Raw genomic sequence first — 12081 nt, forward strand, 5'->3', positions numbered from 1 at the left:
ACGAAGGGTTGACGCAATGACGCCGAACTCCCCCTCCGCCCCCAGCCGGAGACGATTCCTCGCCTCCTCCGTGGTCGTCGCGGCAGCCGTGGGCGGCGGGATGCCGCTCCTCGCCGCCTGCGGCGGTGGTTCCGGCGGTTCGAAGAACGAGGGCACGACCACGGGCAAGAAGCTGAAGGACGTCCTTCCGACCTTCGTGCCCTCCAAGGCGGTCACCGGGGACATCCCCGCCAAGAACGGCTCCGCGGTCGGATTCACCACCGCGCTCCCGGTCGACCAACTGGCGGTGTCGGTCCCGAAGAAGCTCGGCAAGGGCAGCGAGCTGAGCATCATGGCGCCGCTTTGGGGCACCTCGCCTGGCGCGGGTAACCCGTACTGGACCGCGATGGACGAGGCGGTCGGCGTCGAGGTCAAGTGGCAGAACCAGGACGGCAACGTCTACGGCCAGAAGCTCGGCGCGGTGCTCGCGTCCAGCAGCATCCCGGACGCCGTGGTCGTCCCCGGCTGGGAGCTGGGCGGCAAGATACCGAGCGCCATCGCCAACAAGTTCGCCGACCTCGGCCCCTACCTCTCGGGCGACAAGGTCAAGGACTACCCGAACCTCGCTGCCATCCCCACGGGTGCCTGGCAGCGCGGGGTCTTCGCCGGGAAGCTGCGCGGCCTGCCCATGCCCGCCGAGTCGACGCCCAACATCACCCCCTTCTACCGCGCGGACATCTTCGAGGAGAAGGGCTACGAGGTCCCGACCACCACGCAGGAGTTCTACGACCTCTGCAAGGAGATCAACGCCCCCAAGAGCAAGGTGTGGGCGTGCAGCGACATGACGTGGTCGTCGTTCGTCTTCTTCGGGGTGCTGCCGGAGAAGCCGTACTACTGGCAGCTCGTCGACGGCAAGCTGGTCAACCGCTACGAGACCCAGGAGTACCTCGAGGCGCTGGAGTGGTCGCGCTCGCTGTACTCGGCGGGCTTCGTGCACCCGGACGCCAAGGCGGAGACGGGTGACATGCGCACCACCTTCTCCTCCGGCAACGTCCTCATGTACAACGCGGACATCTCCGACTGGTACGCGGCGACCACGGTCCAGAGGCTGGACAAGCCGGAGTTCCGGATGGGCGCGATGGACTTCTTCGCCCACGACGGCGGCGACCCGGTGATCTACGAGGCCGCGCCCTCCAACATCTGGTGCTTCGTCAACAAGAACGCGGACAAGAAGACGATCGAGGACATCCTCGCCCTCGCCAACTTCACCGCCGCCCCGTACGGCACCAAGGAGCAGCGCCTGAAGGCGTACGGCATCGAGGGCACCCACCACACTCTCAAGGACGGCGTCCTCGTCAAGACGGAGAAGGGCAACAACCAGGTCTTCGCGACGTACGAGTACATCGCGACCTCGGCTCCCTTCCGTGCCTACCCCGACCACCCGGACGTGGTGAAGGGCGTCATCGAGTGGCAGCAGCGTCAGGGCGCGCATCTGAGGAAGCCGCTCTTCCACGGCATGCAGATCCAGGAGCCCACCCGCTACACCCAGCTCAACGCGCAGTTCGAGGACCTGGAGAAGGACATCGTGCGCGGCCGCAAGAAGGTGAGCGACATGCAGCAGGCGGTCTCCGACTGGAAGACCAGGGGCGGCGACAGCCTTCGCGACTGGTACGAGAAGCTGCTCGACGAGACCGGTGAGTCGGCCTCCTGACATGTCGCTGAGCACAGACGACCGGCGCGCGCAGGAGGCACGGACGCCGCCGGTCAAGACGGAGGCGAGCGTCGGACGGCCGGTGAGCGGGCGCATGCCGCTGCGGCACCGACTCCGCCGGGACCGCACCCTGCTGCTGATGACCCTGCCGGCGATGCTGCTGCTGCTGGTCTTCGCGTACATCCCTCTGGCGGGCAACATCGTCGCCTTCCAGGACTACGACCCGTACGTCGCGGACAACGCCTTCCAGGCGATCGCGCAGAGCCCCTGGGTCGGGTTCGAGTGGTTCCAGCAGATGGTGAACGACCGGCTGTTCTGGTCGGCACTACGCAACACGCTGACGATCTTCCTCCTGCAGCTGACCCTGTTCTTCCCGGTGCCGATCCTGCTCGCGCTGTTCATCAACAGCTTCGTACGGCCCCGGGTCCGGGCGGTGGCGCAGGCGATCCTCTACCTGCCCCACTTCTTCTCCTGGGTCCTGGTCGTCACGGTGTTCCAGCAGATGTTCGGCGGCGCCGGACTCATCGCGCAGACGCTGCGGGAACACGGACACGAGGGGTTCGACCTCATGACCGACCCCGGTCTGTTCAAGTTCCTGATCACCTTCGAGATGATCTGGAAGGACGCCGGCTGGGGAGTCATCGTCTTCCTCGCCGCTCTGGCGGCGGTCAGCCCGGACCTCTACGAGGCGAGCGCCATGGACGGTGCGAACCGCTGGCACCGGATGTGGCACATCACGCTGCCGGCCCTGCGTCCCGTCGTGGCCCTGCTGCTGGTGCTCCAGGTGGGCAACGCCCTGACCGTCGGCTTCGAGCAGATCCTGCTCCAGCGCACGGCGGTCGGTCCGGGTGCCTCCGAGGTGCTCGACACGTACGTCTGGAACGTCGGCATCACCAACGGCGGGTTCAGCTACGCGGCGGCCGTCGGGATCGTCAAGGGAATCTTCGGTCTGCTGCTGGTCCTCGGGGCCAACAAGGTCGCCCACCTCATGGGTGAGCAGGGGGTGTACAAGAAGTGAGCAGCAGCCTGCTCTCCGGCCTGACCGGCTTGGGCGGCGTGAAGCCGGGAACCCGCGGACGCCTGCGTCCGGTGTGGGAGGAGGAGCCGTCGAGGACGGGTCTCGCCTCCAAGGGTGTGGTCCTGGTCCTGATCTGCCTCGCCGTGCTGTTCCCCCTCTGGGTCGTGATCGTCACCAGTCTGTCCTCGGTGAAGACCATCACCGGGACCGGCGGGCTGGTGGTGATCCCCCGGGGCATCACGTTCGTCGCCTACCAGGAGCTCCTCGGCGGCGGCCAGGTCACGCGCGCCACGGTGATCAGCCTCGGTGTGACCCTCGTCGGGACGCTCTTCAGCATGACCGTGTCGATCCTGTGCGCCTACGGTCTGTCCCGTACGGGGTCGGTGCTGCACCGGCCGCTCCTGGTGTTCATGCTCGCCACGATGTTCTTCGGCGCCGGCCTCATCCCCACCTATCTGGTGGTCCAGGGCCTGGGCCTGACCGACTCCTATCTGGCGCTGATCCTTCCGAGCGCGCTGAACGTCTTCAACATCCTGGTGCTGCGTGCCTTCTTCATGAGTACGGCCCAGGAGCTCATCGAGAGCGCCCGTATCGACGGGGCCGGTGACTTCCGCATCCTGTGGCAGATCGTCATGCCGCTGTCCCGCGCGGTCATCGCCGTGATCACGCTGTTCTACGCGGTCGGCTACTGGAGCGCCTGGTTCAACGCCTCCCTCTACATCAGCGACCCGGAGATGCTGCCGCTGCAGAACGTGATGAACCAGCTCGTGCTCAAGCAGGAGCGGCCCACCGGCCTCGCCCAGGCCATCAACACGGGCCACCTGTCACCGCTCGCCATCCAGATGGCGGTCATGGTGCTCGCGCTGATCCCCGTCGCGTTCCTGTCGCCGTTCGTCCAGAAGCACTTCAAGGAAGGCATGCTCACCGGCGCCGTCAAGGGCTGAGCCCTGCCCCGGTCGGTCAACGCCCGCCCGGCCCATATCACCGTCACTCCCCACGGAGGTCCGTCGTCATGCGCGCTTCGTCCGCCCCGCAGCCAGATCCCGCCCCGCTCCCCCGGCGCCGCACCGTCCTGGCCGGTGCGGCGGTGGCAGCGGCCTCGGCCTCCGCGCTGCCGGCGGCGGGTCCGGCCGCGGCCGCCCGGCGGCCCGCGAGGACACAGCCGCACAGATGGCGCACCGTGGCGATCGGCGGGACGGGGTTCGTGACGGGCGTCCTGTTCCACCCGGCCGTGCGCGGTCTGGCCTACGCCCGCACGGACATCGGCGGTGCCTACCGGTGGGACGACCGGAGATCCCGCTGGACGGCGCTCACCGACCACCTCGGCTGGGACGACTGGAATCTCCTCGGCGTCGAGGCGATGGCCGTCGACGCGGCGCACCCGGACCGGCTGTACCTGGCCCTCGGGACGTACGCGCAGGAGTGGGCGCCCCCGGGTGCGGTGCTCAGGTCCGAGGACCGGGGCGCGACCTGGGCGCGCACGGATCTCGCCGTGCGCCTCGGGGCCAACGAGGACGGCCGTGGCTGCGGCGAGCGGCTCCTGGTCGATCCGCGTGACAGCGAGACGCTCTGGCTCGGTACGCGCCACGACGGGCTGCTGCGCTCCACGGACCGCGGCGCCACCTGGGCGGCCGACACCTCGTTCCCGGCCGTCGCTTCGGCGACCGGCCAGGGCGTCACGGTGCTGGTCGCGGTCGGCCGGACGGTGTACGCGGGCTGGGGCGACGGCGGGACTGCCCTCTACCGCAGGGGCGCGTCCGACGACTGGGAGGCGGTCCCCGGGCAGCCGTCGGCCGGAGCGGCGACGCGGGTGCCGGTCCGGGCGGCGTACGACGCGGGCAGCCGCGCGCTGTACGTGACCTACGCGGACGGGCCGGGCCCCAACAACCAGGCCGACGGCTCCGTGCACCGTCTCGACACCGTGACCGGCGGCTGGACGGACGTCACTCCCGTGGCACCGGGTGACGGCGACGCGTTCGGCTACGGCGGGGTGGCCGTGGGTGCGGCCCGTCCGGGCACGGTCGTGGTCTCCACGAACAACAGGTGGGGCGCCGTGGACACCCTCTTCCGCTCCACGGACGGCGGGTCCACCTGGACCTCGCTCAAGGACACGGCGGTGCTGGACGTGTCGGAGACCCCGTACCTGACGTGGGGCGGGGAGCCGAAGTTCGGCTGGTGGATCCAGGCCGTGGCCGTCGACCCGTACGACGCGCGGCACCTGCTGTACGGGACGGGTGCCACGATCTTCGGCACCCGTGACCTGGTGCACTGGGCCCCGGAGATCCGCGGTCTGGAGGAGTCGGCCGTCCGCCAGCTGATCGCGCCGCCCTCGGGCGCCCGGCTGCTCAGCGGCCTTGGGGACATCGGCGTCATGTACCACGACTCCCTGGCCTCCTCCCCGTCGCGCGGCATGGCGTCCGACCCCGTGTTCGGCACGGCGACGGGACTCGCCCTCGCCACCCTGAAGCCCTCGTACGTCGTACGGACCGGCTGGCCGTCGGGGTCCGACGCGGCCGGTGCGTACTCCCGCGACGGCGGGGCGAGCTGGCAGCCGTTCGCCGCCCAGCCGGCGATCGCTCCTTCGGCCCCGGGCCCGGTGGCGGTCTCCGCCGACGGGGCGACGCTCCTCTGGTCGTTCGTCCACTGGGACGGCACGAAGTACGCGGCGCACCGCTCCACGGACGGCGGCGCGACCTGGGCCGAGGTCGCCACGTTCCCCAAGGGCGGCACACCGGTCGCCGACCCGCTCGATCCGAAGCGCTTCTACGTCTACGACACGGACACCGGGGCGGTGTTCCTGTCCACGGACAAGGGCGCCACCTTCACCGCGGGCGCGAGCGGGCTCCCCTCGGGCGACGCGCAGTTCCGCATCGCCGCGGCCCCCGGGCGCTCCGGCGACCTGTGGCTCACCGCCAAGGACGACGGGCTGCTGCGCTCGACGGACGGCGGCCGCACGTTCGCTCCGGTGGCCGGCTGCCAGGCCTCGCACGCCCTCGGCTTCGGCAAGGCCGCCCCGGCGAAGGGCGGGCCGGGCTACCCGGCTGTGTTCCAGACCGGGCGAGTCTCCTCGACGTACGACGGTGTGGCCGTCCTGCGCTCGGACGACGCCGGTGCGACCTGGGTCCGCATCAACGACGACGACCACCGGTGGGGGTGGACCGGCGAGGTCATCACCGGCGATCCCCGCGTCCACGGCCGTGTCTATCTGGGCACCAACGGCCGCGGCATCCAGTACGCAGACCCGAAGTAGAGGAACGAGACGTCCATGCCGTCCCTGCACGATGCCACCCGTGGCCGCATCCTCTTCGGAGGCGACTACAACCCCGAGCAGTGGCCCGAGGAGGTGTGGGCCGACGACGTCCGGCTGATGAAGGACGCCGGGGTCAACTCCGTCACCGTCGGCGTCTTCTCCTGGGCGACGATCGAACCACGCCCGGGTGCACGGGAGTTCGACTGGCTCGACCGGCTGCTGGACCTCGTGCACGCCCACGGCGTCGGCGTCGTCCTGGCCACCCCGACGTCCTCACCGCCACCGTGGATGGGTGCCCTGCACCCGGAGACGCTGCCGCGCACGGAGGACGGCTCGGTGGTCAGCTACGGTTCGCGGCAGCACTTCTGCCCGAGCTCCCCGGTCTACCGTCGCTACGCCGCGGCCCTCACCGAGGATCTCGCGGCACGGTACGGGGACCATCCGGCGCTCACCGTGTGGCACATCAACAACGAGTACTGCACGCACTGCTGGTGCGACGAGACCGCCGCCCACTTCCGGCGCTGGCTCTCCTCCCGGTACACCACCCTGGACCGGCTGAACGACGCCTGGGGGACGGCGTTCTGGAGTCAGCGCTACGACACCTGGGCCGAGATCCTGCCGCCGCGCCGCGCCCAGTACATTCGCAACCCCGCGCAGGAGCTGGACTTCAAGCGGTTCACCTCCGACGCGCTGATGGAGTGCTACACCGCCGAGCGGGACATCGTCACCCGGCACACCCCGCACATCCCGGTGACGACCAACTTCATGCCGCTGTGGCCGGGCCAGGACGCCTGGGCGTGGGCGGAGCAGGAGGACGTCGTCTCCGTCGACGTCTATCCGGATCCGAAGGACCCGGGGGCCGGCCAGTACAACGCGATGCTGGCCGACATGACCCGCTCGCAGGCGGGCGGACCGTGGATGGTGATGGAGCAGGCCACCGGCACGGTCAACTGGCGCACCGTCAACCACCCCAAGCCGACTGGTCTCAACCGTCTCTGGTCGCTGCAGTCGGTGGCCAGGGGTGCGGACGCCCTCTGCTACTTCCAGTGGCGGCAGTCCCGGCAGGGGGCTGAGAAATTCCACTCCGCGATGGTGAGCCACGCGGGCGAGCACGGCAGGACCTTCCGCGAGGTCAAGCGCATCGGCGCCGAACTCGCCCTGATCGGGGCCGAGGTGAGCGACACCGTCGTGCCCGCCGAGGTCGCCGTCCTGCACGGCTGGGACGCCTGGTGGTCGAGTACCCAGGAGGGCCGGCCGTCCTCCCTCGTCTCCTACCCGGAGCTGCTCCAGGCGTGGCACCGAGGGCTGTGGGAGAGCGGCATCACCACGGACTTCGCCCGGCCCGGGGCGGATCTGAGCGCCTACCGCATGGTCCTCGTGCCCCACCTCCAGCTCCTGGACGACGCGGCGACCGAAACCCTCGTCGCCTACGTGCGGGGCGGCGGAACGCTCGTGTGCGGCTTCTTCACCGGCGTCGCGGACGTGGACGACCGGATCAGGCCGGGCGGCATGGACAGCCGGCTGCGTGGGCTCTTCGGCATCCGCACGGTGCACGAGTGGTGGCCGCTGGACGCTGACGTGACGGTGGAGTGCGACGGTTTCCGCGGCACCCTCTGGTCGGAGGAGCTCGAACCCGACGGCAGCGCGGAGACGGTCGCGGCCTACCGCGGCGGCGAGCTGGACGGTCTCCCGGCGGTGCTCCGCAAGGGCACGGCCTGGTACGTCTCGACGCTGCCGGAGCCCGAGGCGCTGCGCGCCCTGCTCGGCCGTGCCGCGGCCGATGCAGGCGTGCGTCCCGTGCTGGAGGGGCTGCCGGCCGGGGTGGAGGCCGTGCGGCGCGGCGGGCTGCTCTTCCTGCTCAACCACGGACGGTCGCCGGTCGAGGTGAAGCTGCCGGGCCGCCGGTTCGACCTGCTCACGGGCACCGAGGCCGACGGCGGTGTGGAGCTGGGCCGCTACGGCGTGGCCGTGCTCGGGGAGGTCTCACCATGATCGACGGCACGTGGGAGCCCGGCCCCGCCACCCGCTGGGAGGACGCGTTCCTCAGCGGCAACGGCCGTCACGGGGCGATGGTGTTCGGCGACCCGGCGGACGACCGGGTCGTGGTCAACCACCACACCCTGGTGCGGCCGAACGGCAGCGGGGACCTGCGGCCCCCGGAGCTCGCCGACGGGCTGGGCCGCCTCAAGGACGCGCTCCTGTCCGGGGACACGACGGCGGCGGAGGACTTCGGAGCGGGGCGGCCCCTGGTGTGGGTGCAGCCCTTCCACCCGGCGTTCCGCACCCGGGTGCGCCGCAGCCGGGGACTGCACGAGGCGGTCTGCGGATACCGGCGCGAGGTCGACTTCACGACGGGCGAGGTGACCGCGTCGTACGAGGCGTGGCGCAGCGGCGTCTTCGTGTCGCGGGCCGACGACGTGGTCGTCCAGCACATCACCGACCCCGGCCTCACCGCCGACGTCGTCCTGGACCACGCCCTGCCCGGCGCCCCCGCGCACCTGGCGGTCGGCCGCTCCCACGCGCTGACTCCGGGGGGAGCGCGGCTGGCCCTGCGGGTCGGCTATCCGGACAGCGAGCTCGGGTACACGGGAGTCACCGTGGCCCGGGTGGACGGAGGCCGGGTGTCCGTGGCGGGCGAGGGAATCCGCGTCGAGGGAGCGCGGAGCCTCACCCTGACGACCAGGGTCGTCCGTGCGGCGGGCCGTCCGGACCTGGCCGAGCTCTGGGCCGGCCTGCCCGACGAGGAGTACGCCACCCTGCTGGACCGGCACCGGCCGCTGCACCGGAACGCCTACGGACGCGCCTCCTTCAGCGTGCGGGACGCCGCGGCGGAGCGGGAGCTGTCCGGCAGCGAGCTGCTGCGCCGCCCCAGGAGCCCCGCGCTCCTGGAGCGGCTCTTCGCGGCGGGCCGCTACCACCTGCTGTCCTCCTCCGGGATGCTGCCGCCCCGGCTGACCGGTCTCTGGACCGGGGACTGGGACACCGCCTGGTCCGGCGCCTTCACCACGAACGCCAATCTCAACCTCCAGATCGCCTCGGCCCCGGCGGCCGCCCTCCCGGAGGTCACGGACGCCCATACGGCTCTGGTGCAGAGCCAGTTGCCCGACTGGCGGGACAACGCGGCGGCTCTCTTCGGGACCAGGGGCATCGTCGCGCCGTCCCACACCGACGGCGCTTCGGGCCACACCCGGCACTTCCAGCGCGCCTATCCGCTGCACCTGTGGACCGCCGGAGCGGACTGGCTGCTGCAGCCGCTCCTGGAGCAGGCCGAGGCCACGACCGGGGCCCCGGGCAGGGGCCTGACCGCGGCCCTCGTCGAGACGGCCCTGTTCTACGAGGACTTCCTCGACCGCGAGGACCCGGACGGGAACGCGGCGGTCGTGCCCTCGTACTCCCCGGAGAACCGGCCGGCCAACGCGAGTTGGGTCACGGTGAACGCCACCATGGACATCGCCGCCGCCCGCCACGCCCTGACGACCGCCGCCGCGCACGCTCCCGGGCACCCGTCGGCCGGCCGCTGGCGGTCGCTGGCCGCCCGGCTCCCGGCGTACGTGGTGAACGAGGACGGGGCGCTCGCCGAGTGGGCGTGGCCCGGCCTGCGGGAGACGTACGACCACCGCCACCTCAGCCACCTCTACCCGGTGTGGCCCCTGGGCGAGATCAATCCCTACGACACCCCGGAGCCGGCCGCGGCCGCACACCGCGCGCTGGAGCTGCGGGGGTCGGAGAACGACTCGGCCCACGGGCATCTGCACCACGCTCTGATCGCCGCCCGGCTGCGCGACCCGTCCCGGGTGTCGGCGGCGCTGGACGCGGTGCTGGGCGGCGACTTCTTCCACGACTCGCTGATGAGCGCCCACTATCCGTCCCGCGACGTCTACAACGCCGACGCCGCACACGCCCTGCCGGCCGCCGTGATCGAGTCGCTCGTGCAGTCGACGCCCGGCCGTCTGGTGCTGCTGCCCGCCGTCCCGGCGTCCTGCCCCGCCGGTGAACTGCGCGGCATTCGGACCCGGTTCGGCGCACACCTGGACCTGTGGTGGGCGGAGGACGGCGCCACCGCCGTGCTGCGCCCCACCCGCGACGCCCGCGTCGATCTGCGTACGGGCGACGGGTTCGCCCTCACCGAGACCTCCGCCGGAATCCCCCCGGCTCCGCTGGAGCTGACGGCCGGCGTGGACCGCGTCCTCACCCTGGGGGCGCGGTAGCAGTCCTCCATCCCCACATGGAAGGAACACCTCATGGCACGATCCACCCTGACCCGGCTGCTGCTGGCCCCCACGGCAGCCGTGGCCGCGCTGATCGGATTCGCGGCGGCGCCCGCCCACGCCGCGATCTGGACCTCGTCGGAGCAGTGGGGCAACTACACCACGTCCGACGGCTACGTCCTCTACAACAACATCTGGGGCTCAGGAGCGGGGACCCAGAGCATCTGGGCCGACTCGTCGAGCACGTGGGGCGTGACGGCGAACCACCCGGACACCGGCGGCATCAAGTCGTACCCGAACGCCAAGAAGGTCGTCGACAAGCCCATCACGTCGCTCTCCTCGCTGACCAGCCACTACAACGTGAGCGTCCCGTCGTCCGGGGCGTACAACACCTCGTACGACATCTGGGACACGGACTACGACTACGAGGTCATGCTCTGGGTGAACTACAACGGCGCCGTCGGCCCCCTCGGCACCTCCCAGGGGAACGTCACCCTCGGCGGCCACACCTGGACCGTCTACAAGGGGGACAACGGAGCCAACGAGGTCTTCTCCTTCCTGCGGACCTCCGACTCGACGTCCGGCACCGTGGACATCCTGCCGATCCTCAAGTGGATCAAGGAAACCAAGGGCTGGTGGGGCGACGAGACCATCGGCGACGTGCAGTTCGGATACGAGATCACCTCGTCGTCGGGCGGGCTGGACTTCACGACCAACGGGTTCGGCGTCTCGTCGAGCTGATCCCGGCGTGAGGCGGGGCGGGAGGACGCTCCCGGCCCGCTGCACGTCGCCGCCTCACGAGAGCCGGAACCCGTTCCACCCGCACCAGCGAGCCGGACCGCGTGGCTCACACCGGTGCCGGCCCCGTGCTCGCGCGGACCGTCAGAACCGGCTCCAGCAGCTCCACCTCGTCCGTACCCCGCCCCGCGAGTTTCGCAACCACCTGTTCCACCGCGCGGCGCCCCATCTCCTGCGCCGGAATGGCCACGGAGGTGAGCCGCACCGACGCCTGGGTGGCCACCTGTTCGGGGCAGACGGCGACGACGGACACGTCCTCCGGGACGGCGCGCCCCTGCTGCTGGAGCAGATTGAGCAGCGGCTCGACGGCGGCCTCGTTCTGGACGATGAATCCGGTCGTGCCCGGCCGTTCGTCGAAGATCCGGGTGAGGGTGCCGGCCATCGCGGCGTACCCGCCCTCGCAGGGCCGGTGCAGGATCCGCATCCCCGCGTCCTGTGCCGCGGTGCGGATACCGTCCACCGTCCGTTCGGCGAAGCCGGTGTGCCGCTCGTAGACGGCGGCGGCTTCGCCGATCACCGCCACCTCGCGGTGCCCGAGGCCGGCGAGATGGTCCACGCAGAGCGCCCCGGTGGCCTCGAAGTCGAGGTCCACACAGGTCACCCCCGCAGTGTCGGCGGGCAGGCCGATGAGGACGGCCGTACGACCCGAGTCCCGGAGCAGCGGCAGTCGTTCGTCGTGCAGTTCGACGTCCATGAGGATCATGGCGTCCGCCAGCGAGCTCCCCGCGATGCGCCGGACGGCCGCAGGGCCCTCCTCGCCGGTGAGCAGCAGGACGTCGTAGCCGTGCGTACGGGCGCTCGTGGCGACGGCGATGGCGATCTCCATCATCACCGGTACGTACATGTCCGTGCGCAGCGGCACCATCAGCGCGATGATGTTGGACCTGCTGCTGGCCAGAGCGCGCGCACCGGCGTTGGGGTGGTAGCCGAGCTGCTGGATACTGAGCTCCACCCGTTCCCGGGTGGAGGCCGAGATCGACCGCTTGCCGCTGAGGACGTAGCTCACCGTGCTCGCGGAGACTCCGGCGTGCTGGGCGACCTCGGCAAGCGTGACCATTCGGCTTCTCCCCTACAGACGGTGACCGCAGGGGAGAGCGGGTGAAGCGCTTCGACAGCG

8 protein-coding genes are annotated in these 12081 nt (G+C 71.0%); 7 read left to right on the top strand and 1 reads right to left on the bottom strand.

The window, feature by feature from the left end; all coding sequences use genetic code 11:
- Positions 1–16: 16 nt before the first annotated feature.
- The 7 genes from B9S57_RS07015 to B9S57_RS07045 all read left to right on the top strand — a co-directional run bounded on the left by B9S57_RS07015 (position 17) and on the right by B9S57_RS07045 (position 10907).
- The gene (locus B9S57_RS07015) at positions 17–1690 is read left to right on the top strand and encodes an extracellular solute-binding protein (RefSeq protein ID WP_103514659.1); all 1674 of its coding nucleotides are present in this window, start codon (positions 17–19) and stop codon (positions 1688–1690) included.
- 1 nt (position 1691) lies between these two features.
- Positions 1692–2708, top strand: coding sequence for a sugar ABC transporter permease (locus B9S57_RS07020; RefSeq protein ID WP_103514660.1), 1017 nt, complete (start codon positions 1692–1694; stop codon positions 2706–2708).
- Between the two features lie 8 nt (positions 2709–2716).
- The gene (locus B9S57_RS07025) at positions 2717–3652 is read left to right on the top strand and encodes a carbohydrate ABC transporter permease (protein ID WP_103514707.1); all 936 of its coding nucleotides are present in this window, start codon (positions 2717–2719) and stop codon (positions 3650–3652) included.
- Positions 3653–3720: 68 nt separating this feature from the next.
- Complete coding sequence (locus tag B9S57_RS07030; RefSeq protein ID WP_103514661.1) at positions 3721–5958, top strand: sialidase family protein; 2238 nt, start codon at positions 3721–3723, stop codon at positions 5956–5958.
- A gap of 15 nt (positions 5959–5973) precedes the next feature.
- Entirely contained in the window at positions 5974–7950 is a 1977-nt protein-coding gene (locus B9S57_RS07035) for a beta-galactosidase (protein WP_103514662.1), read from the top strand.
- Positions 7947–10166, top strand: a complete 2220-nt coding sequence (locus tag B9S57_RS07040; RefSeq protein WP_103514663.1) for a glycoside hydrolase N-terminal domain-containing protein — start codon at positions 7947–7949, stop codon at positions 10164–10166. Before B9S57_RS07035 ends, B9S57_RS07040 begins: the two co-directional genes overlap by 4 nt.
- A gap of 33 nt (positions 10167–10199) precedes the next feature.
- Positions 10200–10907 carry a hypothetical protein gene (locus B9S57_RS07045; protein ID WP_103514664.1) on the top strand — a complete coding sequence of 236 codons (708 nt, stop codon included), beginning with the start codon at positions 10200–10202 and terminating at the stop codon, positions 10905–10907.
- 106 nt (positions 10908–11013) lie between these two features.
- On the opposite strand, the gene B9S57_RS07050 is transcribed toward B9S57_RS07045, so the two are convergent.
- The gene (locus B9S57_RS07050) at positions 11014–12021 is read right to left on the bottom strand and encodes a LacI family DNA-binding transcriptional regulator (protein ID WP_103514665.1); all 1008 of its coding nucleotides are present in this window, start codon (positions 12019–12021) and stop codon (positions 11014–11016) included.
- Between the last annotated feature and the right edge of the window lie 60 nt (positions 12022–12081).

The organism is Streptomyces sp. SM10, from assembly GCF_002910915.1.
Taxonomy (GTDB): Bacteria; Actinomycetota; Actinomycetes; order Streptomycetales; family Streptomycetaceae; genus Streptomyces.

Excerpts from the sequence above, each read along its gene's own strand:
- B9S57_RS07015 (WP_103514659.1), top strand. The coding sequence starts at position 17 with ATGACGCCGAACTCCCCCTCCGCCCCCAGCCGGAGACGATTCCTCGCC.
- B9S57_RS07020 (WP_103514660.1), top strand. The coding sequence starts at position 1,692 with ATGTCGCTGAGCACAGACGACCGGCGCGCGCAGGAGGCACGGACGCCG.
- B9S57_RS07030 (WP_103514661.1), top strand. The coding sequence starts at position 3,721 with ATGCGCGCTTCGTCCGCCCCGCAGCCAGATCCCGCCCCGCTCCCCCGG.
- B9S57_RS07035 (WP_103514662.1), top strand. The coding sequence starts at position 5,974 with ATGCCGTCCCTGCACGATGCCACCCGTGGCCGCATCCTCTTCGGAGGC.
- B9S57_RS07040 (WP_103514663.1), top strand. The coding sequence starts at position 7,947 with ATGATCGACGGCACGTGGGAGCCCGGCCCCGCCACCCGCTGGGAGGAC.
- B9S57_RS07045 (WP_103514664.1), top strand. The coding sequence starts at position 10,200 with ATGGCACGATCCACCCTGACCCGGCTGCTGCTGGCCCCCACGGCAGCC.
- B9S57_RS07050 (WP_103514665.1), bottom strand. The coding sequence starts at position 12,021 with ATGGTCACGCTTGCCGAGGTCGCCCAGCACGCCGGAGTCTCCGCGAGC.